Annotated in this window: 19 protein-coding genes and 1 pseudogene; 14 read left to right on the forward strand and 6 right to left on the reverse strand. The window is 56.3% G+C overall.

The window, feature by feature from the left end:
* The first annotated feature begins 138 nt into the window (after positions 1 to 138).
* Entirely contained in the window at positions 139 to 609 is a 471-nt protein-coding gene (locus tag NKK52_RS17575; protein WP_023683620.1) for a Ros/MucR family transcriptional regulator, read from the forward strand.
* Positions 610 to 741: 132 nt separating this feature from the next.
* On the opposite strand, the gene NKK52_RS17580 is transcribed toward NKK52_RS17575, so the two are convergent.
* Positions 742 to 1,659: a LysR family transcriptional regulator gene (locus tag NKK52_RS17580; RefSeq protein WP_352629466.1), complete on the reverse strand. Its 918-nt coding sequence runs from the start codon at positions 1,657 to 1,659 to the stop codon at positions 742 to 744.
* A gap of 341 nt (positions 1,660 to 2,000) precedes the next feature.
* Between NKK52_RS17580 and NKK52_RS17585 the strand changes: the two genes are divergently transcribed.
* The 3 genes and pseudogenes from NKK52_RS17585 (at position 2,001) to NKK52_RS17595 (ending at position 4,980) form a co-directional block, all read left to right on the forward strand.
* Entirely contained in the window at positions 2,001 to 2,750 is a 750-nt protein-coding gene (locus NKK52_RS17585; RefSeq protein WP_352629469.1) for an ABC transporter permease, read from the forward strand.
* 52 nt (positions 2,751 to 2,802) lie between these two features.
* Positions 2,803 to 3,635, forward strand: a pseudogene (locus NKK52_RS17590) (transporter substrate-binding domain-containing protein); the annotation flags it as partial.
* A gap of 91 nt (positions 3,636 to 3,726) precedes the next feature.
* Positions 3,727 to 4,980: a CapA family protein gene (locus NKK52_RS17595; protein WP_352629472.1), complete on the forward strand. Its 1,254-nt coding sequence runs from the start codon at positions 3,727 to 3,729 to the stop codon at positions 4,978 to 4,980.
* Between the two features lie 16 nt (positions 4,981 to 4,996).
* Here NKK52_RS17595 and NKK52_RS17600 read toward each other — a convergent pair whose 3' ends face one another.
* On the reverse strand, positions 4,997 to 5,590 hold the full coding sequence (locus NKK52_RS17600; protein WP_023685828.1) for a helix-turn-helix domain-containing protein: 594 nt from the start codon (positions 5,588 to 5,590) through the stop codon (positions 4,997 to 4,999).
* A 71-nt stretch (positions 5,591 to 5,661) separates the two neighbouring features.
* Here NKK52_RS17600 and NKK52_RS17605 point away from each other — a divergent pair, with 71 nt between their 5' ends.
* The 3 genes from NKK52_RS17605 (at position 5,662) to NKK52_RS17615 (ending at position 8,723) form a co-directional block, all read left to right on the forward strand.
* Positions 5,662 to 5,898: a helix-turn-helix domain-containing protein gene (locus tag NKK52_RS17605; protein ID WP_031204478.1), complete on the forward strand. Its 237-nt coding sequence runs from the start codon at positions 5,662 to 5,664 to the stop codon at positions 5,896 to 5,898.
* A gap of 1,017 nt (positions 5,899 to 6,915) precedes the next feature.
* The gene (locus NKK52_RS17610) at positions 6,916 to 7,548 is read left to right on the forward strand and encodes a type I restriction endonuclease (RefSeq protein WP_023685830.1); all 633 of its coding nucleotides are present in this window, start codon (positions 6,916 to 6,918) and stop codon (positions 7,546 to 7,548) included.
* Positions 7,549 to 7,589: 41 nt separating this feature from the next.
* A complete protein-coding gene (locus tag NKK52_RS17615; protein ID WP_245263175.1) occupies positions 7,590 to 8,723 on the forward strand; it encodes a type I restriction-modification system subunit M in 1,134 nt (377 codons plus the stop codon).
* A 147-nt stretch (positions 8,724 to 8,870) separates the two neighbouring features.
* Here the strand turns inward: NKK52_RS17615 and NKK52_RS17620 are convergent, their stop codons facing one another.
* Positions 8,871 to 9,236 carry a hypothetical protein gene (locus NKK52_RS17620; protein WP_023685832.1) on the reverse strand — a complete coding sequence of 122 codons (366 nt, stop codon included), beginning with the start codon at positions 9,234 to 9,236 and terminating at the stop codon, positions 8,871 to 8,873.
* A gap of 282 nt (positions 9,237 to 9,518) precedes the next feature.
* Between NKK52_RS17620 and NKK52_RS17625 the strand changes: the two genes are divergently transcribed.
* Complete coding sequence (locus NKK52_RS17625) at positions 9,519 to 9,869, forward strand: hypothetical protein (protein ID WP_156939317.1); 351 nt, start codon at positions 9,519 to 9,521, stop codon at positions 9,867 to 9,869.
* Positions 9,870 to 10,188: 319 nt separating this feature from the next.
* Here NKK52_RS17625 and NKK52_RS17630 read toward each other — a convergent pair whose 3' ends face one another.
* From NKK52_RS17630 to NKK52_RS17640, 3 genes are all read right to left on the reverse strand, one after another.
* Positions 10,189 to 11,520 (reverse strand): HlyD family type I secretion periplasmic adaptor subunit, encoded by a 1,332-nt coding sequence (locus NKK52_RS17630; RefSeq protein ID WP_023685835.1) that lies wholly within the window; start codon positions 11,518 to 11,520, stop codon positions 10,189 to 10,191.
* Complete coding sequence (locus NKK52_RS17635) at positions 11,520 to 13,124, reverse strand: ATP-binding cassette domain-containing protein (RefSeq protein ID WP_198031553.1); 1,605 nt, start codon at positions 13,122 to 13,124, stop codon at positions 11,520 to 11,522. The genes NKK52_RS17630 and NKK52_RS17635 overlap by 1 nt, the downstream gene beginning before the upstream one ends.
* 107 nt (positions 13,125 to 13,231) lie before the next feature.
* On the reverse strand, positions 13,232 to 14,812 hold the full coding sequence (locus tag NKK52_RS17640) for a hypothetical protein (protein ID WP_023685837.1): 1,581 nt from the start codon (positions 14,810 to 14,812) through the stop codon (positions 13,232 to 13,234).
* Between the two features lie 271 nt (positions 14,813 to 15,083).
* On the opposite strand from NKK52_RS17640, the gene NKK52_RS17645 reads away from it, so the two are divergent.
* The 6 genes from NKK52_RS17645 to NKK52_RS17670 all read left to right on the forward strand — a co-directional run bounded on the left by NKK52_RS17645 (position 15,084) and on the right by NKK52_RS17670 (position 23,671).
* Positions 15,084 to 17,210, forward strand: coding sequence for an ATP-grasp domain-containing protein (locus NKK52_RS17645; RefSeq protein WP_198031555.1), 2,127 nt, complete (start codon positions 15,084 to 15,086; stop codon positions 17,208 to 17,210).
* A 43-nt stretch (positions 17,211 to 17,253) separates the two neighbouring features.
* The gene (locus tag NKK52_RS17650) at positions 17,254 to 17,733 is read left to right on the forward strand and encodes a hypothetical protein (protein WP_156939318.1); all 480 of its coding nucleotides are present in this window, start codon (positions 17,254 to 17,256) and stop codon (positions 17,731 to 17,733) included.
* A gap of 281 nt (positions 17,734 to 18,014) precedes the next feature.
* The gene (locus NKK52_RS17655) at positions 18,015 to 19,163 is read left to right on the forward strand and encodes a cyanophycinase (protein WP_198031556.1); all 1,149 of its coding nucleotides are present in this window, start codon (positions 18,015 to 18,017) and stop codon (positions 19,161 to 19,163) included.
* Positions 19,164 to 19,206: 43 nt separating this feature from the next.
* Positions 19,207 to 21,345: a CapA family protein gene (locus tag NKK52_RS17660; protein ID WP_084634071.1), complete on the forward strand. Its 2,139-nt coding sequence runs from the start codon at positions 19,207 to 19,209 to the stop codon at positions 21,343 to 21,345.
* 175 nt (positions 21,346 to 21,520) lie between these two features.
* A complete protein-coding gene (locus NKK52_RS17665; protein WP_156939319.1) occupies positions 21,521 to 22,402 on the forward strand; it encodes an alpha/beta fold hydrolase in 882 nt (293 codons plus the stop codon).
* A gap of 63 nt (positions 22,403 to 22,465) precedes the next feature.
* Complete coding sequence (locus NKK52_RS17670) at positions 22,466 to 23,671, forward strand: Tad domain-containing protein (RefSeq protein WP_023685843.1); 1,206 nt, start codon at positions 22,466 to 22,468, stop codon at positions 23,669 to 23,671.
* Positions 23,672 to 24,253: the final 582 nt, after the last annotated feature.

Below are 24,253 nucleotides of genomic sequence, written 5' to 3' on the forward strand. Positions count from 1 at the left end.
GCAGAGTTTCATGACCCATGCCCCACCGCGTTGCTCTTTGTAACTTCTTGTCTTGTGCACCCTGTGGGCTTTGCTGTAGCGAAGCTGCTGACGTAGATCGGGGCTACGCAATTGAAGAGCAAATGAAGGGTTGGCCAAATGCCTGACGATCTTATCAAGTCCGACGCGGAATTGCTCGAGATGACCGCCGACATCGTTTCCGCTTATGTCAGCAATAACCCGGTTCCAGTTACGGAACTCGCTCGCGTAATTTCCGATACCTATGGAGCGATCAGCAAGCTGCAGGGAGCACCCGCACCCAAAGCGGAAGAGAAGCCTACACCCGCTGTCCCGATCAAGAAATCGGTGACGCCCGATTTCATCATCTGCCTGGAAGACGGCAGGAAGTTCAAATCGCTCAAACGGCACTTAGGCACTCACTACGATCTGTCACCGGATGCCTACCGTGCGAAATGGAGCCTGCCCTCCGACTATCCGATGGTCGCGCCGAATTATGCCGCGGTGCGATCGGCGATGGCGAAGTCGATCGGCCTGGGACGGAAGGCCGTATCGCCTGAGCCTGAAGCGGCGCCAACGAAGCGCCGCAAGATCGGCATCAAGACAACCTGACAGCGGGGCTATTTTGCGCAAAAGCCCGCATTCTGTTGAATGGGCGCGGGCCGATTGCTTTCCGTCAGAAAGAACCCCTGCCCCTTGTTCAAGGGCAGCGGCTGCCGAGGACACCCATCCCTCAAGGGATGATCACCCTCTCGCAGACGGCATCTGGGAAAACGCTGCGATGATCGCCTCAAGTGACACGTTCAGTGCATTCGAAAAGGTCCTGCCCTTCTGCCAAATCGCAACGTAATGATAGAGCGCGGATGGTTCCACCGGTTTTGCTTCAAGGTTAAACGCCGCGTACTCACGCGCGATGATCTCGTTGGTTATCGAAATGCCCAGGCCAGCCGAGACGTATCCGGCTTCGTGACCGTTGCAATCGAATTCCACGAGTATGTCCGGCTCAACGCCGGCGAAGCGCAAGGCATTGAAGTTCATCTGGTGGGCGGCAAACTGGGGATCGATATCGACGATCGTTTCGTCTGCCAGGTCTTGCGCCTCGATACAGGTCTGTTTTGAAAAGCGGTGGTCGGGATGAAAAATGCATACGTTTCGTGCCGACCCAAGCGGCGCCCATTCAAACAAGCCTGGATCCAGAGGCAGTCTCGAAATTCCAAGATCGGCGCGGCCGGCCAGGATGTGTTCGCCGATCTGCTCGTAGCTTCCAGAAATCGACCGGACATTCGAAGCGGTCTGTGAGCGGATAATCGCCACGACCTTGGGCAAGGTCACGAAACCGAAAACAGAAGGCGCGGCAATCGCGATCCGCTGCTTTTCCTCGTTCTTCATCGCGAAGATCGACGCTTCCAGCCGATCCAGGGACGTCAGGGCAAGTTCTACGTTTCGCAGAAGCTCCCAAGCTTCCTGCAAGGGGACGATGCGGTTGGCTGATCGCTTGAACAGTGTGATGCCGAGCGTGGTCTCGAGTTGCTTCACATGTTGACTGACGGCCGGCTGGCTTATCCCGAGCGCAACTGCAGCTCGCCTCGTCGATCCGGCCCGCAACACTTCCCGGAAGACCTTCAGTTGACGGAGCTTGAGGTCGCTCTGCAACAATTCCATTCCTTGCGCGCCTTTCCCTGATAACCACCCGGCGGCAGACAACGCCAACCTGGGGAGCAACGAACTGCCTCAGTATATAACGACGCGTTATAGATAAAATAATAAAAGTTATAGATTGAGTGTGTAATTTCAAGCGTTAGAATTGGCCAGTATCTCAAATTAGCTCCACGTTTTTCAGCGGTTATGCGACCGAAGTGTTTCGCGGCGGATCCTTGCGCGCACCATTGACCTTCTACCTTGCGGCCTCCGCTCTCTATCTGTCGCTGACCACCGTCACGTTGCTGTCGATCCGGCTGACTGAGCGGCGCTATCCGGCTCTCGGCCGGTAGGAGGGAAGGCCCATGAACCTCGGCTTGATATTTGACGCACTGGTTGTCTTGCCCTCGGGCATCGGTCTTACATTGATCCTGACGGTGTTGTCGCTGACGGCCGGATTTCTTCTGTCCGTGCCGCTGGCCTTCATGCGCGCTTTCGGACGCCCCGGCCTCTCGCTCGCAGTGCTCTCATACACCTATGTGATCCGCGGAACGCCGATGCTTGTTCAGCTCTTCCTGCTCTATTACGGCCTCGCTCAGATCGAGGCGGTGCGGGCCAGCATCTTCTGGGTGATCCTGCGCGACCCCTTTTGGTGCGCCCTTCTGACATTTTCGCTGAACAGCGCGGCGCACACCACCGAGATCCTGTGCCGCGGTCTCCAGTCGGTGCCCAAGGGTGTCACCGAGGCAGCCACGTCTCTCGGCTTGAAACGCTTCCAGATCGCTCGCCTGGTCACCTTCCCGATCGCTTTCAGGATATCGCTCCCGGCCTACGGCAACGAGATCGTCGGAATGATCAAGGGCTCGTCGCTCGCGAGCACCGTAACGCTGCTCGAGATCACCGGCATGGCGAGACAGATGGTGTCGACCACGTTCGCCCCATACGAGATATTCATCGTGGCCGGAGCGATCTATCTATCGCTCACGTCGATCGCGGTGAAAGCGATCCAGTTGCTGGAGCAATGGCTTTCGACCGACGGCCACCCTGCGCGTCGACGAAAGGCGCGATTGCGCTCAGCCCTATCTGACCCAGAGATCACGACGCCCCTGCCCTGACGCCGCAGGTTCTGGGCTCCCCTTGCCATCCAAACCAACGAAAAGGTGCATCATGCGCATACCCCTGGCTATTGCTGTTTCTATCGCATCCCTGATGTCGGCATTCCCCGCCGGCGCCGAAAGCGAGCGCGTCATTTCAATCGCCACTGAAGGCGCCTCGCCGCCCTGGGATGGCACCGATGCGAATGGTCAACTCTACGGTTACGATATCGATGTTGGACAGGAGCTGTGCCGTCGCATCGAGATCAAATGTACCTTTGTCCCGCAGGATTGGGACGGGATCATCCCGGCACTGCTTGTCGGCAAGTTCGACGTGATCATGTCCGGCATGGCGATCACGGAAAAACGCAAGCAGTCAATCGCGTTCTCGATCCCGTACGCCACCGGCTTCAACCAGTTCGTCGTGCGCAAGGACCTGGGCCTCGACGCCGGCGATATCAAGCAGAAGGTCAACCTTTCGACCATCGGCGACAAAGAGAAGGCAACCATCGAGCGCCTCAGATCGACACTCGCCGGCAAGGCGATCGGAGCCTTGCGCTCGTCCAATTCGGAAGCAGTCGTGAAGGAAATGCTGGGCGATGTCGTGACCATTCGCAGTTATGACAGCCAGGACAACATGAAGCTCGATCTTGCCGCGGGTCGCATCGACGGCGCCCTCGCCGACTATTTCACCTGGCGGGATTTTCTGGAGACGCCTTCCGGTTCGGATGTGGTGTTTTTCGGGCCTGAACTGAAGGGCGGGCTCTGGGGCCGGGTGTCGGCGCCGGCATGCGCAAGGACGATACCGAGTTGCTCGCCAAGTTCAACGCGGCGATCGACGCGGCCACCAAGGATGGGACGATCAAGGCGCTGAGCCTGAAATGGTTCAAGAGCGATATCTCACCCTCTCGCAATAGGCGGCAACCGACTTCGACATTGACGTGGCGCTGGCCGGAACGCCGGCGCCTGCGCCCTACCCTCCTTCAAGGCGAGTTCCATGAAAGACCAGTTCTGCGCGGTCGTCACCGGCCAATCCCTGATCAAGCACGACATCCGTGACGTCAAAGACGAACGTTTCATCCGGGTTACGGACTTCCTGCGCCAAGGCGACGTCGTCTTCACCAACTTCGAGTCGACGATCCTCGGCAAGCATGGCGGGTGGCCGACCAAGGGCAAATACTTCGGCTATTCCAGGGCTGAAGTGCTCGACGCATTGCAGGCCACCGGTTTCAACGCGCTTGCGCTGGCAAACAACCACGCCTTCGATCTCGGCGCTGGCGGCATCCTCTCGACGCTGGAGGAGGTGGAAGCGCGCGGCTTCCTCCATGCCGGCATCGGAGCCGACGAGACGGAGGCCAGGAAACCGGGCCGCCGCCGGCTGGGCGCGCGCGAAGTCGCGCTACTTGCGATGGATGCGGGCCCCGGCCCGACCAACATGTATGCCGAAGACCGCACGGCCTTCCGGCCGGCTCGGCCCGGCGTCAATCGCCTGCACACGGTTCGCAAGATGGGGGTGCCGGATGGGCATTTCAGCAGACTGGCAAGGCTGGGCGCTCATTTGCAAAGCTCCCCCTTTGAACTGGCCAACTATGCGCAACCGGAGGACCCGGTGGCGGTGTCGGCGGGCACGGAGATTAATTTCTACGGCACCGTGTTCACGCAAGCCGCCGATTTCGGCCGCCTGATCGAAGTCGATCAGACGAGCGCGAGTGTCCATCTGTCCGTCATCCGGCACGCGGCGGCACAAGGCGATTTCGTCATCGCCTATCTGCACCACCATCATTGGGAACCAGGTTGGCAGGACGTGCCGCGCTGGGTGCAGACCTTTGGGCGGATGTGCATCGACGCCGGCGCGAACCTGTTCGTCAGCCATGGCGCTCCGGTGCTGCAGGCCGTGGAGATCTACAATGGCTCGCCGATCTTCTACGGCCTCGGAAATTTCCTATTCCACGTCCACCCCGGCGAAACCGAATGGAACCCACCGGAAGTCTGGCAAAGCATCGTCGCCGCGTGCCGCTATGATGCGGGCGGAAACCTAGCGGGGATAGACCTCCTGCCCGTTGCGATCGGCGCGGAAGCTCAGTCCCTCGAATCAACAGCAGGCAGACTGGTGCCCGTCGCAGTGACGGGAAGCGCGGCGCGAGCGATCCTTGAGGGATTCGCGACCCGCTCGCGGGCGTTCGGCGTCGAAATCGAAGTGTCCTCGGCTTGCGGCCGCATCGCCGTGCCCGCTGCACGAAAATTTGGCTGACGAGCGCAACCGGCTGTCAGACGGTCTTGCATTCGGCTGGCGCGGACTCGCCAGCCGTCTCGCTATCCGCCTTTGTGTCTGGCAGGGCCAGTTCTTCTCCTAACGCTGCGATCAGCGACGAGAGGCGACCGCGCACACGCGGCGGAAGGTTCACAAGCCTCTCGATCAGGCGCCGGCCCTCCGCGCTGGCAATGAAATCCAGGCGCTCATCGACCGGCAGGGGCCGCGCCTCGACGCGGGTCTCACCATTTCCCGGCAGGCCTTCGAAGAAGCGGCTGACGGGAACGCCGAGCGAGCTGGCGATCTCGTAGAGCATCGAAGCGCTCACGCGATTCCGCGCGTTCTCGTATTTCTGTAGCTGCTGGAAACTGATGCCGATGGATCGGGCGAGCTGGGCTTGCGATACGTCGGACTGGACGCGAACGGTCGCAATCTGCCTGCCGACATATTGATCGGCGGGATGAGGGTCACTGTCGATCTTTGGCTTCGGCCCCGTCCGAAGGAGGACGGAGCGTTGCGGTCTCAACAAGGCCTTTCGATGCTCCGCTAGAGAGTCTATCGCATACGCGCCGGTTGTTCGCGCCGACGTGATCCGAAGTCGAATCGCCATTTAATATACCTTATAGGGTGCAAAATGACCCTATAGGTGGCGAAGAAGATCGGCCTGCCGATTGTGGACCCATGGTCAGTCCACGACAGATTCGAGCCGCACGGGCTTTGCTTGGTTGGTCGCAGCAGGAGCTTGCTGACAAGGCAATTGTGTCGCTGAATGCGCTGGTCCGGTTGGAAAATGGCAAGGTAGATTCCCGGATCAGCACTATGCAGGCAATTGAGGCGGCTCTGATAAAAGCGGGTATCGAATTCTTGTCTGCTGGTCAAAAGGGTGAAGGCGTACGGCTCCTAGATCCTCTGGTTTGAATGTTCAGTTAGCGGAAAGACGGGATCCGGGCCGCATTGGACTGTGATCTCGCCATTGCAATTGACGTTCGCCTAGATACCCTCCTGCGCGTGACGAAAGGCAAAGTCGTGTTATTGTCGGAATCAGTCATGATCCGAGCTCCAGACAGCTTGGGTTGTGGTTAGGTCGAACGATGTGTTGGAGCACGTCGTTCGGCCGCGATAGCGAACCACAAATTACGTACATACCGTACATTACGGACACCATCGTTGTCAAACACTCCTGATCCTGTCGACACCAAAACCGAACGCTTCGAATTGCGACTCTCGACTGACTTGCTTGCTCGCGTTGACGAATGGCGTCGCACTCAGCCAGATCTGCCCACTAGATCGGAAGCGTTCCGCCGATTGGTGGAGGCTGGTCTAGCTTCAAAATAGCTTACGCCTTGGTAAAAACATCTCGCTTACAAACTGGAGCGTCTCAAGGATGCTTACGCGTTCGACGGGACGGTCGACTTTATTGGATTCGAAATTGCGCACCCAAACCAGTGACAAGCAGGTCTGAGAAATCTGTGGCTCACGGAGCGAACACGTTCATGACGTGGGCGCAGCATCGCGCCATCCAATCGCCCCCAGCTTGATAGCCGATGTGGCATTCGTTTGATGATTTACAGCCACACTGGTTGGGCGGACGCTATCCCGACCGCGGGTCAGGCTGGGCGTCTGCAAACCACGTGGGCTCCCGGCAGCTTCGGGGCCGATTCCGGACCGCGCTTTCGGGTCTCAAGGGTGGAGTAGCTGCCGTTAAACGCGGGCGGGCCTGGTTGCTGTCTAGCCAAGCAGAGTACTCCCGTGTCAGCTATGATTTGACCGCCCGGTTGTTGATCATGGTGAGCGATCTGCGCCCAATCCCATCTGCAGCCTGCCTGGGATAGCAGGCCGATTGCAGGCTCCCCTTCTTGGCGATCTACAGCTACAAGTATCGAATCCTGGAAAGGGCCCTGTATGCCTTTGTGACGGTGGAGTGGCATTCTCACTATGAACACAACAGAAAGCGGCCTCGAGAAGTCACTTGTTACAAAACTGCAGGACCTAAAATATGAGTATCGTTCGGACATCCGCGACCGCGCCTCGGTGGAGCAGAACTTCCGGAAGAAGTTCGAAGGGCTGAATCGCGTTCGCCTTACAGACGCGGAGTTCTCTCGGCTTCTCGACGAGATCGTCACACCCGATGTCTTCACAGCCGCTCGCATCTTGCGCGAACGCAACAGCTTCACTCGCGATGACGGGACGCCGCTCAACTACACCCTCGTCAATATTAAAGACTGGTGCAAGAACACCTTCGAAGTCGTAAATCAGCTACGTATCAATACAGACAACAGCCATCATCGCTATGACGTCATAATCCTGATCAATGGCGTCCCCGCCGTTCAAATCGAACTGAAAACCTTCGGTAACAGCCCCCGCCGAGCTATGGAGCAGATTGTCGAATACAAGAACGACCCGGGCAACGGCTATGCCAAGACGCTCCTCTGCTTCCTTCCGATTTTCATTGTCAGCAACCGAGACCGCACTTTTTATTTTGCAAATAACAACTCCCGACATTTCGCCTTCAATGCTGAGGAGCGCTTTCTGCCCGTCTATGAATTCGCAGCTACTCGGAAAAGCTAGGTAAGACCCAAACCGAGAAGAACAAGAAGCTCTGTGCCATCATCGCTGAGATTGCGAGGGGGCTGGCGAAATTCTCCTCCGAAGTCGATAATCTAGGGGATGCCTATGAATATCTCATCGGCCAGTTTGCTGCCGGTTCGGGCAAGAAGGCGGGCGAGTTCTACACCCCGCAGGAGATCTCGGACATTCTGTCGGCGGTCGTCACCTTGGACAGCCAGGAACCGGCCACGGGCAAGAAGGACCGGCTCGCCAGCGTACTGGACTTTGCCTGCGGATCGGGGTCGCTGTTGCTCAATGTTCGGAAGCGCATGGGACCCCATGGCATAGGAAAGATTTACGGACAAGAGAGCAACATCACGACTTACAATCTGGCGCGCATGAACATGCTGTTGCACGGAGTGAAGGACACCGAGTTCGAGATATTTCACGGCGACACCCTGGCCAATGATTGGGACATGCTGCGGGAGATGAACCCCGCCAAGAAGCCCGCGTTCGATGCCATCGTGGCGAATCCGCCCTTCAGCATGCGGTGGGAGCCCACCGACGCGATGGGCGACGATGTGCGATTCAAGAATTACGGGCTCGCGCCCAAGTCGGCCGCCGACTTCGCTTTCCTCTTGCACGGCTTCCACTATCTGAAGGATGAGGGCGTGATGGCCATCATCCTTCCTCACGGGGTGCTATTCAGAGGTGGGGCAGAGGAGCGAATTCGCACGAAGCTGCTGAAGGATGGCCATATCGACACCGTCATCGGCCTGCCCGCGAACCTGTTTTATTCGACCGGAATCCCTGTCTGCATCCTAGTGCTCAAGAAGTGCAAGAAGCCGGACGACGTGCTCTTCATCAACGCTGCCGGACCTGAGCATTTTGACACGGGGAAGCGTCAGAACCAACTTGCAGAGAAGCACATCAACAAGATCGTCGAAACGTACCAGTTCCGGAAGGAGGAGGACCGCTACTCCAAGCGCGTCAGCATGCAGCGGATCGCCGAGGAAGGCTACAACCTAAATATCTCGCGATTCATAAGCACGGCAGAGCAAGATATTGAGATCGATCTGACAACCACGCACGATGAGTTGACGGAGATCGAGAAGCAAATCCATCAGGCAACGGCTCAGCACAACGCTTTTCTGGAGGAGCTGGGATTACCTCTTTTGCCAACCGAAGGTAGATGATGTGGGACTTCAGCCCATTGTGGGATGCGAGTCCGGCGCATGCCTCGAGAATCGTTTGGTCGCGAGGTCTGCTCTACGGACCTCAGTTCCTCGAATATCCCGTCGTAGACCGCGTCCAGAATTGATCCCCAGCCTCCCGCCGCAGCGTCAACAGCAAGGCCGAACCGCTCCAGCGCCTTTGGCACTCTGCGTCGATCTCCGGCTTTCGATGCTCTTCATCTGCCTGAGATCGGACATCGCGAACAAGCGGTCGAGCGGCGGCGGGGCAGTCGCGTCCCGATGATATCTACTGATGAACTCTGAGCTGGCCTTGGTGAGACTGAGCCCTCCAGCGTTGGCCACCTGCGCCAGACGGGTGAGACGGTCGAGAACCTTCAATCCCCGCACGCCATCAATGTTGTCCTCCGGTGCTCCAACGGCGCGGACGATCGCGCGAAGGTGGCGTTCGACAATTGGTTCGATCACCAGCTTGTCGAGATCGAGGCAGCGGCCCAGAAACTCGAGGCGTGCCATCTCGATCGGGGAATGGCGCGCTACCGGCTCGACGAATGGCCCGGTCCAGACACGAAGGTCTGAGATGCTACGCAGAGCTGGCAGGCGGCTTTGGGGCCGAAAGCAGACCGTCCGCTTGCGGTGAGCAAACGCATTTCCAGGCCGGCGATCCGCCCGATCAGTCTGCGGAAAAAACCAAATCCTCGCGGGCAAATGGATATTGAGTTGACTTTCCCCAAGGCCACGCGCAGCAGTTTGAGGGACTGAAGGCATAAAGGTCTGAAAACGCTGACGAAGGCTGGGTTGACTTCCGACGAATGTAATATTTTAATTGCGATTGGAAGCAATGTCTTACGACTGTGGCTCGAAAGCGGGGCGATGTTGAAAGGTGAACTCGCTGCCTTCTGGCAGTCTGATCAGCAGATATGCCAGCGCGTTTTCGACCGGTTTTGTGTCGAGCGACATTTCGAACGCGACAGCGAGGAAGCACGGGATCTCGCCACGATCCTGCTAATTCTGTTTCAATGTGGCCACACTGAAGAAGCAGACCTTCTTGGTGCGGCCTCTGCCGCTTTCTATTTCTCAGCTCCGGCGAGCCCAGCGGCAGCGAGGGGAAAAGCTTTAGGCGGGCGCACCGTCAGTTGGATGCCTTAATTAACTGGGCGCTTCCCTAGTTCGGACTGCACGGGAGCTAGAACCCGTGAAGGCTCCCCTTATCACTTTGATCACGCCTATGTCGGAACCCGCACAGATGTTGATCGTCGATCACCGGCCTATCGAAAGCTCAACGATCAGCTGCTTCGGGATCGCAGCGCCGTACCGGTACCGCCCCACGCCGTTCGTCTATGAGCGTGGCAAGACGGGGCTCTTCTCTCACCCCAGCAGGTGCACGCTATCTTTTGAGATGTGGAAGCGCTGACCTTGCGCACCGCTCACAATCCCATCCCAAAGGTGCCTGCCCGATGGCCAATCCCTATTGTTCGCGAAGAGCCCGACCCATGGCAGTGTATACCGGAGCGCTGAGATACTCCCATGCCGACCTCGCTCCAGTTTCGATCATGACCTGTGTGCTCATTCCAGCTTGCAATGCTACAGGCGATGCCTTCAAAGACTCCGGTCTCAGAACAATTCGAACCGAATAAAAAGCCTGACCGGTCCGAGCGTCTATCAGCCGATCCGCTGAAAGGGTGCGAACGTCACCGCTCATTGGTTGCTGGTAACGTTTGCTCACAGAGCTAAGCCAAACCGTCGCGTGCAGCCCCACTTTCACCTGATCGACGTCAAGAGGGTCAACGTTTGCCACAACCACGAAGTTATCCTCCTGGGGGACGATGTCCATTAGCGGCTCTCCCGCCGCAATGACCCCCCCAATTGTGTGGACCTTAACTCCCACTATGGTACCTCCGATAGGGGCGCGTATCGCGGTACGCGTTGCCACGTCATCAGCGGCAGCCATTTTTTGCTTGTATTCGTATATTTTGGCACGAGTTTCTCCTAGTCCCTCGACAATGTCAGCCGTCGTAGAGGCACGTAGTTCGGCAATCTTGAATTTCGTCTCCTCCATCTTTTGTTTCGTCGCGCCGATCGACGCTATATACCCGCTTAGGGCGCCTCCCACGTCTGCCTTTTCCCTCTCTAAGTCTATAAGGCGTGTCCTGACCACCAACTTCTTTTCATACAGGGCGCGGACATCACCTAATTGCTCCTCGATAAGCTCGAGTTTCCGAGTGGCTGCTACTACTTGCCCTTCAAACCCCTCTATTTCCTTCGCCATGCTTCCGGTCGCTTGCTGCAGCAGAGAGAGTTGTTCTCTGAAGAGGTTTTGACGTGTCCGAAAGACGCTTTCCTGCCCGGAAACAGCATCTGCTGCCAATTTGCCCGACCCCTTCAATTCTGGCGGAATATCTATCGAATCCTTTCCGTCTCTTTCTGCGACCAAGCGCGCCTCTGTAGCCTTGGCATCATACCACTGTGCCTTGATCTCATTTGCAGCGGCGGTCGAAGCAGTGCTCTGCAACCGTATCAGGACCTGGCCCGGCGCTACGCGATCTCCCTCTTGAATGAAAATCTCCGATATGATGCCGCCTTCGAGGTGCTGAACTGTCTTTACGTTTGACGCTACATTCACCACCCCTGTGGCCACAACAGCGCCCTGGATGGGAGCTCCGACAAGCCACATGCCGGTCAGGGTCGAGAAGGCGGCGATTATCGCGAAACCGATGATGACAAAACGCTTACCAAACGGCGGCGGGTCTTCGGCTTGGTGAGTGGCGGGCTGTTTGGTGCCAAGGGCAAGCGAGACCATCACTTGACACTCCGCAATTCAGTTTTCCCGGGGCGTATGGGACGAACTGAACGTTCGGTATGATCGGCGAGCTCAGGTGTTCGGCCACCGAGGATCAGTGACCTGTCAACCAATCCAGCAAGGCGGGTCGACCGGCTGGACATTGTCACAACTACCGAGCACCCTGAACTCTTCATGTACCCCACGGCGGACTCAAGCGCTTTTCTAGAAGAGCTATCCAAATTAGCGAACGGCTCGTCCAGCACAATGAGCCTCGGCGACCGGAACAGTGCTCTGGCAAGTGCTACTCGCTTCCGCTCGCTTCCGGACAGCCCGACCGAGTCATTCAGCAGAGTGTCATACCCTTGGGCCAAACGAACGATAACTTCGTGAATTCCAGCAATTTTCGCAGCTGAGACTACGTCATCAACAGAGGTTTCTTGAAAGCGTGCAATGTTCTCGCCCACGGTTCCTTCAAACAGTTCAACCTGCTGGGGTAGATAGCCGATGACTTCCGCTCGAATGTGATCCGGAAGACGGGTTATGTTCATGTCTCCCAAACGGATCTGACCAGTGCGTGGCTTGAGAAGGCCAATGAGAAGACGACTGAGTGTTGTCTTCCCGGAGGCTGCACGCCCCATGATCACCAGCAATTCGCCAGGAGCCAGCGCAAAAGTCAGTCTTCTGAATACGTATGTTCCAGATCCGGCATGCTTGAAAGTGACTTGATCCAAATTTAAAGTACCTTGCGGTGTTCCAGGAAGCAGCGAAGGCTCCAAGTCCAACGGCTTGGTAAGTTCCGCTTTGATCTTAAAGTAACCTGCGCGCGCTTCCTGAAGGCCTCGGATCTCACGAACCGCACCTGCCACCATCCTATAACCGAAGCCAGCAATAAGCCGAGCTGCAAACACGCCGCCTAAGGAAGCCAGGTCGTTCAAGAACAGCCATATGCCAGTCGCCAGCAGAATGATATTGAGGCCTCGCCGCAGCGCACGGATCGCCAAGCCAAGTAACGTTCCCCTGGCGCTTAGCCGTTCCCTTTGCAAAAAGCCGTCCAGCCTATTCCTAGTCCAACGGCCTGCAATCGCGTCCGCCATTGCAAAAGCACCGACAATGTCCTTGTGCCTTTCCGCTGAAACCAACACTTCTTTCGCCTGCCTGGCAGCTTCACTGTGCGCTTGGCGGGGTTCTTGGGTGAGCTTTTCCTTGAGCAGGCTCATACAAACCAGCAAAACTACTCCTGTAAAAGCGACCAGCCCGAGAACCGGATGAATAAGGTATGTACATAAAAGGAAAACGGGAGCCCAAACCACATCAAGCCAAGAAGCTAGCCCTCTCTCTACAAAGCTAGAGACTTTCTCGATGCTGGCCAGAAGCGGCGGATTGGCAACGCCTGCCGTCAACCCGGCTCTCACCGATTGGCTCGTTAGCTCGTGCTCGATCCAGACGCTCCATCGGGAAAGCATGCGGCGCCGGACGGTTTCCAGCGCCGCGCCAGTTACCAGAGCGAGCAAGGCAGCCAAGGTCAGAATAATGAGGGTTTCCACGCTGCGGCTGGAAATGACCCGGTCGAATATTTGTATAAGAAAAAGCGGCCCGGCAAAGCGCAAGGCATTGATAAACACGCTGAATACCACCAGAGCCGCAAGGCCGGGTATCGACCTGCGCCACATTTCGCGAAGGGGGGCGCTATAGCGACGCTTGCCTTGTGTTCTCATGGGGACACCGTCTTTCACGCGCGCCCAAGGGGCGCGTGCCGATCGGCATGCTCATTGAAGAGTCCAGAGAAATTCATGATCACTGCATCAATGTCGTCATGAGCATCCAACGGCGGCGCCTCAAGTGCGTTTTGCAGAGGCCGATCATGGTGATCGGCCGCCTCCAACATCGACCAAGTTTCGTTCAGCAGGTTGGACATCCGGGCCGTCGGCAGCGGAGGGTACCCGAGGGCCTGTACGATGCCGCCGAGCGACGACTTGAGGACACCGCGGCTTTTCGCCAAGACTGCTGCCTCTATCAGTTCCACGGGCGCCTGCACCGACATGAGTGTGGGGACAGTACCCCGGGGAGATCGCTCAGGCAGAGTGACCAAAATGCTTCCGAATGGACTGGGCCACATCGCCAGGCTGCCATTGGCATTTACTTCTCCAAACTCGGCCAAAATCAACTCGCGCGCGACCTTTGCCAAGAAATCAATCCGGAGTTGATGAGAATGGGTTCGATCCACGCCGACCGGCATGGCTGCCTCCGACGATGCCGCAATGCGCCGCAGGTACGGGTTGTTGCTCTGTCCATTGGCCAGTTTTTCCGCAGCGCGAGCCCTAAACACAGGACCGAGCGCGCCATCCTGGAGGTCCCACGGGGAATAGCAATGCAGCCCGGTAGCTTCCTCAGCCTCCCTCACGCCAAGCGGCGATCGGCCAAGTCTGCCGCTGATGGCCAGCACCTTGTGGCCGGCGGCGCGCAAAGTATCCACTCCATACTTTGCTCCCATCGCGTCGTAGGAAGCGAATATCGTGCCGAGAGCCATGCTGCGAAACGATTCCGCCAGAATTAACTCGGACGTTTCCTTCTGCTGCAGCCCGTCGGCAATCTCTATGACGGCAACGTCGCATCCGTTCTCGGCTGCATGGTTCAGCAGGCGGAAAGCGCCTTTTTCGATCATTTCCACTGAGGCAAGATAGGTGGTTGCAAACCCGGCGTCGGTGAAATCAAGAACGATGTCAGCGCCCGCATCGCGCACAATCCAGGTGTCGCCGCCGGACCCGGTCCCGGTAATCTTCAGGGCGGCAACCTTCAGCCCTGCTCTTTTGAAACCTCTTACCAACGACGTCGCCGTCAATGTCTTTCCCGCGTTCATCGATGTTCCGAGCGACAGGACAATCGGCAGAGAGGGGCGAAGGTCGTCGGACCTGACCTTGTAATCCCAAACATTCAATCGGCGACCGAACTTGTCCCCGATCAGTCCGAGAGGGGTGATCTTCGTTGGCGCGATCATGCGATCATGTCTGGAAAGCTCACACGCAGCGATGCCCCCCCCCGCCACCAGGTCACATGGTCCGAGATCAGGGCCTATAACGGCTTCGAACTGGTCCGGTGCGTATCTGTTTCCATAGCAAATGATTATCTCATCGCCGGGAAACATAATCGCCTTTCTCCCGTTGATCAGCTCCAACCTGCTGTGATTACCGAGTTTGTCGACACGAGCCAAAACAAGATCGCCTGCGACCGGTTGCAAGGATCCTGTGATCAACGTGCGCATATGCGAGGCCGCGACCCGGCGAGTCGCGAACGAACGCTTGGCTTTCTTCATGCGCCCGCGCTGAATTCTACAAATCGACATGATACCTACCCCAACTCTACTTTCAAATACGTAGTCCGAGTCTTTTTATTTAAGATTTTACTTAAGTTTTATTTTCCTTTCACTCCCACCTTTATTTATTTTTTTGTTGCCTTAACCATTAGCTAACCATAATATAACGCAGGGTTGCGCGCAAGCCGTAGAGGCAGGAACCTTTCGTAAAGCAGACGGAAGGTTAATTCGGGGGGCAAAATGTATGGCTATGGTATGCCCAGTTGGGGAATTGGAGTCGCTTGAGATCACCGGGTTCAAGACGCTATCCGGCCTCAACGTGTATAATACGAATACAGTTGTTAGATTAACGCTGAATTTAGGGCTATTGGCTACTGCCCGTGTGTCCGGTTTTTCTGACGAGGCCCGCTCGGTACTTTCCGGTCTGTTTCCGGAGTGCGAGCAGGATGCTTTGGTACCGTCGTATCTAGCCGATGCGATCCTGGCCGCGGACCTCGAGCTTCGCCGCGCGATGAATTTCTATTCGTTTCCAACCGTGGCAACGTTGTTGAGCGATCCGACCGAGAGCAATTCAGTGATCGTCTGGGAGTCGGATGACCCGCAGATGTCGCGCGCTGCGGCTGCGGCTGTCGTGGAGGCGGTCAGCGAGGCGGCGCGAGACGGGGACGCGGCAGCGAAGTACTCCCTTGCCCGGGAATTGAACCTGGAAAGAGCAAAGAAACGGCGTCTTTCAAATTCGACCGCAGTGCTGGTCGCCGCCGCCAAGAGGAACCGCATCCCGTTCGAGTTTGTCGCGCGCAACCACCTTCGTCTCGGCCATGGCAAACACCAGAAGCAGCTCTTCTCCACGATATCCGGCTCGACATCGTTTGCGTCGGCGAAAGTGGCCCTGGACAAGAGGCTGGGCAACAGGCTTTTGTCGCAGGCCGGCTTGCCCGTACCGCGCCAGCTTACGGTTCGCAGCAAATCCGAGGCGGTCGCTGCCGCCAAGCAGCTGGGCAAATCAGTGGTGGTGAAACCTGCCCAAGGCAATCAGGGGCGCGGAGTTTCAGTCAAGCTGCGGGGACGCCGCGCTGTTGAAGCCGCGTTCGACATAGCGTGCCAGGTGGCTCAGTCTGACCGGTATGGCGTGCTGGTGGAAGAGTTCATCGCCGGCCCGGAGTATCGAGCGACGATTGTTGATTTTCGTGTCGTGGCGGCAGTCCTTTGTTGCCCGCCCCAGGTTACTGGCGACGGCGAAAAAACGCTGCGCCACTTGATCGATGATTTGAATCGGGAACCAGACAGGGACGGCAGGCGTCTGTCGCGTCTGGAAATCGACGACGACCTGCTTAGACACCTGTCATTGCACCATCTTACGATGGAGACTGTCCCCATTGCCGGGCAGCAGGTGGTTCTGCGACCAAACGGTCACCTCGCACGCGGAGGCGTGCCGATCGACGTTACAAACTCCGTCCATCCGGACAATCATAAGCTATGCGAACGCATCGCGAGGGTCATCGGGCTCAGTATTGCCGGATTGGATCTGATCATGCCCGACATCGCGCAATCTCACAAAGACGTCGGGTGCACTGTCATCGAGGTGAACGCTCGACCAGGCATCGAGTTTCATCTTTGGCCGCGGGCCGGCACGGCAAGGGATGTGAGCGAGATAATCCTGGCCAATATGTACGACGATCCGGCTTCATCGGAAGTTGCCACGGTGCTCGTCCTTGGTGACCGGCATACCAGCATGGTGGCGAAAGCAATCGAGCACCGGTTCATGGCAGAGGGGCGGTGCATCGGCCTCCTGTCGAAGAAAGGCGCCTATATCAACACCGCGCCGCAAGAATTCAGCCAGCGGGCAACACCGCAAATGCTGGCAAGGGATCCTTTATTGGAAGCGCTGGTTTATGCCGCTTCTCCAGCAAGAATCTCGGAGAACGGTCTTGGCCTGGGCGCTTGCCACGCTGTGTCGGTGACGGCGACCGACGCCGAGAATTGCGAGATTCTCATAAACCTGGCCAAAGCAGTTTTGAATGCCGGTAACCGTGGCTATTTTATCGTCGACAATGAGGATTTAGTATCCCGCCAGGCGTTGTCGGCGTTGCCTGTTGAAAGATTGATTCTGACAAGTGCGGAGACTGAGCTTGGCGCTGATTTGCGGCGACATCTACAACGCGGTGGATTGGCTCTATCGATGCGGTGGAGCACCGATGGGTCCGGAGCCAAGATGACGCTTGCATCCGGATCTGGCGAGCTGGTTGCGGAACCTGCCACGTTTGCGTCGCGACCGCCGCAGGTCAAGGCTGCCATGCATGCAATGGCAATTTCGTATCTGGCAAAAAAGAATGGTTGGTTCGATGACGTGGCCTCAATTCCTTCGAATCAGCCTGAGACGATCGAAATTCGACAGTAGTGAGGAGTTTTTCGGTTCTACCGAAGTAAAGGGGAGTAAGGATATGAATATGGATATGGATACTGTTTCGCCGACTGCCGCACCGAATGTTTCGCTAAGTGATGCAGCGACACTCGTTGCCTTGACCTTGAAACGCACCACGAACAAATCGGGACAGCTGCGAACCCGTGTAGGAATGTCACACAACACATTTAGGCGCCTAACCGGACGCCGTGTCGGCGGCGCGGCATTTGTGAGAGGATTCACCAAGGAATTGATGAAGCTAGGGTGGCTGATGGTCCGTACGTCGACCGGTTACGGCTTCATCCGCGCTGACTCCCTCGACAAGTGGGCTCTGACAAAGTCGGCCGTGGTAGCGGAAGAACTCAAGCTGATCGGTGAAGGATTACTATCGGAAGTGTTGGAACGCGCTAGGCAGGAACTCAGCGGGCCTGGTGACGTTGACCCCGCATCGGTCGACGCAAGTGAACTGAAGGCGGGAACTGCTAGCGGTGCAAACGGAAAGGCGACTAAAAGCGGCTGACGACTGGGCTAGTCAATTGATAGCGCCCTGACCCATAAAAGCTTACTTGAAAGGCAGCAATTCTACCAACGGTGTGCGTTAGAAAGCGGTCGGTGGGAAGCGTAAAGATTGGAGCGCCCGGTGGTTGAGATGTTGCCTGCATAGCGTAGAAGCTAGCCGCACGTAGAAATCGGCCAATCGAATTTCCGAATGCGCATCTGAATGATCCGAAGCGATTACCCGAGCCCCTCGACATGCCGCCCTCCCGCCGCGAGATAATGATCCTACTAGGCAAAATGCTTATGACCAGCAAACATGTTCGTTATACCAATGGCCTACACTTGGATCGTCGCGGCCCATTGTTTATCGCCGGCGGAAACTTTCGGCTTAGGAACAGGGCGCTCTGGCGCAAATTGGTCTCATTGGTCGAGCGCAGTAGACCCGAGGTAGCGGTAATCCCAATTGCTTCAGCCAATCCTCTTAAATCGGGCGAGAAGATAGCGTCGCATTTAGCGAAATTCGGCCTCTCCGCATTTGTTGTGCCGTTGTCATCAACGATTGGCGGAGGAACGGAGCAGTCCCAAGGCATCTACATCGCTGACCGGATCCGAAATGCGGGATGCGTCTACTTCACTGGCGGCAGGCAAGCTCGGATAACAGGCGAGTTGCTCACTACCGAAGGCCGCCCCTCCCCTACGCTTCAGGCGATATACGACTGCTGGTCAACCGGCGGGGTTATAGCGGGGTCAAGCGCCGGTGCGGCAATCATGGGTCATTACATGTTTAAGCTTCCGGCACCACCCATCGAGATTCTCCTAGGCGGAGTTCGTCTCGGAACTGATGTGGACGCCGGCCTCGGATTCCTGGATCCCAGCTGGATAGTCGATCAACACTTTCTTCAACGAGGCCGCCTCGCACGGCTGATAGCGACTATGGCCGAGTTGGATTGTCAAAGCGGGGTGGGGGTTGACGAGAATACTGCGGTCGTTGTGCACAAGGACGAGATGACAGTGAGCGGCGAGACAGGTGCCGTCATATTGAACCTATCAACTGGATTTCAAGACCAGAGTGGACCCGGCTTCTGCTACAGGGGCGCGTCACTTTCGTTTATTTCCGAGGGCGATACCTACTTAATGAACCGCAAGACGATCTCGCCTGCTCCGGGAAAGACTCTATCTGGGCCTGACAAGGAAATTTCGAAGACAATCAAGCACTGCGGCGACATCTTTGCTCCAGGCACTGTGTTGAACTGCTTGAATGCGGTTACGTTCGAAGGGAACGTCGAGAGCCTGGCTACAGCTCAATCCAAAGATTCGGATCAAGACCAATACGGTCGGCAATCGTTCGTGTTCAGATTTTATCGAGATCCCCAAAAAACGCTCTGGTACTCGGATGGCGATCGGCATCTCTTCCATGACATTCGGCTTGATGTTTATCGAGGCGCTCTCTGAATCAGAAGCGGAATTATAAATAATCGCTGGGGAAAGAACTGATATGGACATACCGTCACTTCAGCTGGATGCGGTCGACTTTCCCAGAGGAGACCGAAACGAGTATCCTAATATAGGTAAATTCTCGACGGTCGAGTATCTTCGGCGCGAGTTCGTCCAACTAGGTTTCGATGCTCGCGTGAAGCCGCCATACATGTTCGCCTCTCGACTGGGCAAGACATGTTTCGCGATCGAGACAGAAACAAGTTTCACCTCGCGCGTCGCCAGTCGATTGTTGACCCGAAAGGATTATGCCCGCGAGATCTTCATTCAAGCAGGACTAACCGTGGCTGAGGGATATAGATTTCGCAATAGGGACAAGGATCGAGCGTTCCAACGCCTAAAGAAGCTCGGCGAAGCCGTAATCAAGCCCGTGGATGGTCAGAAAGGAAAGGGCGTTTCGGTCGGAGTAAAACCCGAACAGTTCGAGACTGCGTGGGTTGCAGCAACTGCACAGACAAGACGCGGCGTGCTGATAGAAAAAAGAATCCCCGGAACGGAGGCCCGCTATCTGGTAGTGGACGGCCGGTGCGTTGCCGTCTGTAGACGCGTTCCGCCTGTCGTGTACGGTGACGGGAAAAAAACCGTCAGACAGCTCGTCGACAACCAGAATGCACTTCGGCGCCGCAATCCAAATCTTGGCCATCGGCCGATCCTTGTCGATGCGCATCGAGAGAACATAATACGAGCTCAGGGTTTCAACCTCGATTCCGTTCCGCCTGACGGGCAAAGAGTTATTATGGATCTAAAGGCGGGCATTTCCACTGGAGCCGATTCTCAGGACATTACCGAACAAGTACATCTCACCATGAAAGCGGTGGCTGAACGGGTAGCAGTAGTGATTCCAGGTCTGGACGTCGTGGGCGTGGACATCATCGCGATAGACCATTCGGCGCCCGCAGACCAAAGTGGATACGCGATAATTGAGGCTAATACTCGACCGGGGATAGGATCGCATCTTTTTCCGGTTTATGGAACGCCTATCAACGTGTGCAGATATATCGCCGAAAGCTGTGCGCGAAGAATGGGCTTTGGCTTTTCCCAATGCGAGATTCGTATTGAAGGTGAACCTGATAAACCTCAGGAAAAGGTTACGGCGGATATTCTATTTGTTGGCGATATATGTTTCGGTGAAAGCTATTTTGATCACCCACGTGTGGTTGGATTGCGTGATCTACTGGCCAAATATGGTTACGGCTACTGTTTGAAGAACTTGGCTGGGCTCATAGAAAAGGCGAGCAAAGTGATTGGCAACTTGGAAGTACCTCTCTCGCACGACAGAACACACAAACTAAGGGGGCAAAAGAACTTTCTTGCGTGGTGTGACCCTAAGCAGACCTCGCAAGCTCTAATCGACGCTCGGTTCACTGGGGTGTCACTCTCGAACAATCATATGATGGACTGCGGTCGGCAGGGATTAAAGGATACGATTCGCGCACTTGATTTAGCTGGTATCCAAGGTTTTGGAGGAGGCATTAATCTCCGGGATGCTGAGCGCCCCCTGATAATCACACTTGAAATCGGCAGTAGAAGAACAGATATTATCGTCTTTGGCGGTTTCGAGATAAGACACAAGTACTCTGAGATATACAGATGGTATGCTACTGGAAGTGCACCTGGCGTCAATCCGATTGACCCTATCCGTATTAGAGATCAGATTTCTGATCTGCGGGGCAGTTACCAGGACCCAATGTTTGTTTTTTTTGCTCATTGGGGCAGCGACTATTTAGGACCGACGAAAAGACAGACACGACTGGCGGAACAACTCATTGAGGCAGGCGTGGACCTTATCATAGGGCACGGCGCCCATATTGCTCAAAAGGTCGAATATGTTTTAGGACGCGTTGTCGTGTATGGCTTGGGAAATTTCGTCTTCAATTCGCCGGGCGGCTTTTCACGCTATGGCGCCTTCCCATGTGGCTTATCCGCCGTACTCAGGCTCGCGAGCGATGGGAGCGACTCGCTTCGCTTGTATCCGATGCTGACTGACAATTTGCAGACCGGGTTCCAGACTTGCCTTATCGAAAAGGCATCCGTTGAAAACGCGGTGGTCGCCCTAGGCCTGGAAGGTCGGCTGGGGGACGTCGGGTCTGACGAGATTGGATTTCATCTTGATTTTCCACTCAGTCAAACTAGGCCGTGACGTCCCGCCAAGTTCTCCGTCGTGAGTTCGTCAGCCGCGTTCGATTTCCCCTGATGGGCGTGGAAGTATTAGCAGAGCCCTCAAGAACCAAATCTTTACCCCATCGACAGTTCGCGGTTGGCTTTGAGGACCGAACCGGGTATATCAGCGATTGCTAATTATTGTGGAGTGGCGTGTGCGTTTTTTTGTTCGACTCCTAGCCGCCGTGGTTCTGAGCTTTGGCCTGATTTATTCAGGGCCGGTGTTTGCCTGGAAGAGCGGCAAGAGCACAGAAACGGCGGTTATTAATGGAACAAAGCTAAAGGTATACAGCTATCATCCAAAGAGCTGTGCGAACCCGTCATTTCTGTTTGTATTTCACGGTTTGAGTCGAACGGCCGATTCTTATAGGGACTACGCACAGCCGCTCGCCGATCGGCGTTGTCTGATCGTTTATGCGCCGCTTTTCGACTTGGATCGGTTTCCGAACTGGAAGTATCAGCGAGCCGGCATCGTCAACAACGGCGTAATCCAGCCGCGTGCTCAATGGACGGTCTGGTACGTGAATGGCCTCGTCAGTTGGGCAAGAGCGCGAGAGAGCTTGCCTGCTGCGCCGTACTATCTTTTTGGCCATTCGGCTGGGGGACAATTTATGTCACGCGACGCGGCATTCGGCCTACCAGCTGGCAAGAGATTAGTTGTTGCGAATCCATCTACCTATGTATTGCCATCTTTGGCTGAGGCAGCGCCATATGGGCTTGGGTGCCTTTCCTCGGGCTGCATCTACAGTGCTGATCAAGCCTCCCAGCAGCTGAAGGCGTACCTTGCTCTTCCGCTCACCATCTATCTTGGAGAAGACGATGTTGGGGATGAAAATCTGGCGGACAGTTCAGCTGCCACACGACAAGGAGCGACGCGTTTGGAGCGAGGGCAGTTTGCATTTGATCTAGGTCAGTCTGTTGCGATCGCTAACGGGTGGCCAATAAATTGGCGCTTGGTGATTTTGCCAGGTGTTGGTCATTCTGCCAAAGACCTTTTGCAGTCGGATCAAGCTGAGGAAGCCTTCGGCCTCAAGTGAAGACCTGGCGTTCTCCGCCGCTTGCGTAGTCTAAAGTTTCTCCACCAGAGGGAGTGCATCTCAATGCGAAAGCTGAAGGATCTGCTGCTCGACAGGGGCGGAAACTTTGCTGTGGCAGCGGCCTTGGTGGCGCTACCGCTTTGTTTGGTCTTGGGCGTGAGCGTCGACCTTACCAGTGCCGTCACCTGGAAATCCAGGCTGCAAGAACTAGCGGATTCGGCGGCTCTGGCAGCTATGGAGAGTGAAGGTGGAGACGAGGAGGCCGTTCTGGCCGCCAAGAACCTTGCGCTTGGCAACGGCTCTTTTGCGGTCGGCGCGGTGGTTGAAGTCGACATCACAACGCCCACTCCCGTGTCGCGGGAGGCAGCAGTTGAAATCACCGCCTCAATGCCGACGGACTTTATGAACCTTGCCGGCATTCGGGCGATCAGCCTTCACGTCACTGCAAAGGCACGAAAGGCGCCCCCGGAATACTGCATCTATGCTCTCGATCCAGACTCAACCGGATCACTGAGCGTGACCGGTTTGGGAAAGGTGTCGGTGCCAAACTGTGGCATCCAGGTAAATTCTTCCAGCCCCAAAGCAATGAGACACGTTGGGGCCGGCAAAATCACCGCGGCAAAAATCTCGGTAGTCGGCAATTACCAAGGCGGCGGATACAGTATTTCCCCGAAGGCGAACCAGCCCTTCCTCGCCGACCCCCTTGTCAGCACACCAGAACCGGTTCCGCCGACAGGTTGCGATTACAGTAACCAGACGCTCTCGGATGTCACCATTCCGGCCGGGCGGGTGTTCTGCGGGAGCATCGCCTTCGGTGGAAGGGTTGTGCTTTCCCCAGGCGTTCACTACTTTCATAATGCGGTAGTCGGCATCGGCAACAATGCGAAAATCACAGGCAAGGAAGTCACCATATTCGTCGATGCCAAATCCAGCATCATACAGGCAGGTGGGAACGGCGCCATGGAACTCTCCGCTCCAACGAGCGGCGTTTATACTGGCATCGCGATCTTCGGATCGCGTACCGTCTTGCCATTGTTGCCGACCATATCGCTTGCAACAAATAAGAATTATTCGATAAGTGGGACAATATACTCGCCCATGCACCGCCTTAAAATGAAAGGGACCGATGATAAAAAATTGGCTACCGGCCTGGGGTGGATTGTTGCTTGGCAATTTTCTTACATTGGAGATTCGAGCGTCAACCTGGATGGCTACACCGGCACTCCACCAAAGGGTCTCGGAGACGCAGCAATCGCGCTGCTGCAATAAATCGAGACGGTACCCGCTTCGTGGCTTCGAAGGTGGCCGTCCGGCGGGGTACGCGAACTCTCTCACCCAGTCCTTAAAGGGATGCGACCACGCTTCTAAAGTCACCGTCGCGGGGTGACCGTCGTTTTCACCGATCTACGCGCCTTTGCAGCCTTCGCCGAGACTGCGAACCCGAGGAGGTGATGACGGTTCTTGGCGAATACCACGTTTCGTGGGCGACGACATCGTCGTGGTTTTCAACGATCCACTAGCCTGCGCCGACGATACGGAGAGCGGTTCGCATGGCTACGGCGATGTGCGTGTTGAGGGAACAATGGCGCAAGCGATATCACCTGCTCGGCTTCGGAATCGGCATGGCCGGAGGCTATACAACTATCGGCGGACCGGTTTCGATCAGCGCCTATTATGCAGTGATAGGCACCGTGTCGAACCACGCCGCCCGATTGTGCGAGGAAGCCAGGCCACGCCAGCGGTCGCCCCGCGAAGAGGCCTTCACTCGGATGTCTGCTTTTAGGATTCTGCTATGGCGTGCTCAACGACCACATGCAGGCGCGAAGCAGCCATTCGCAACCGGCATTACAC

This window comes from Mesorhizobium sp. C277A (genome assembly GCF_040324395.1).
Classification (GTDB): Bacteria; Pseudomonadota; Alphaproteobacteria; order Rhizobiales; family Rhizobiaceae; genus Mesorhizobium.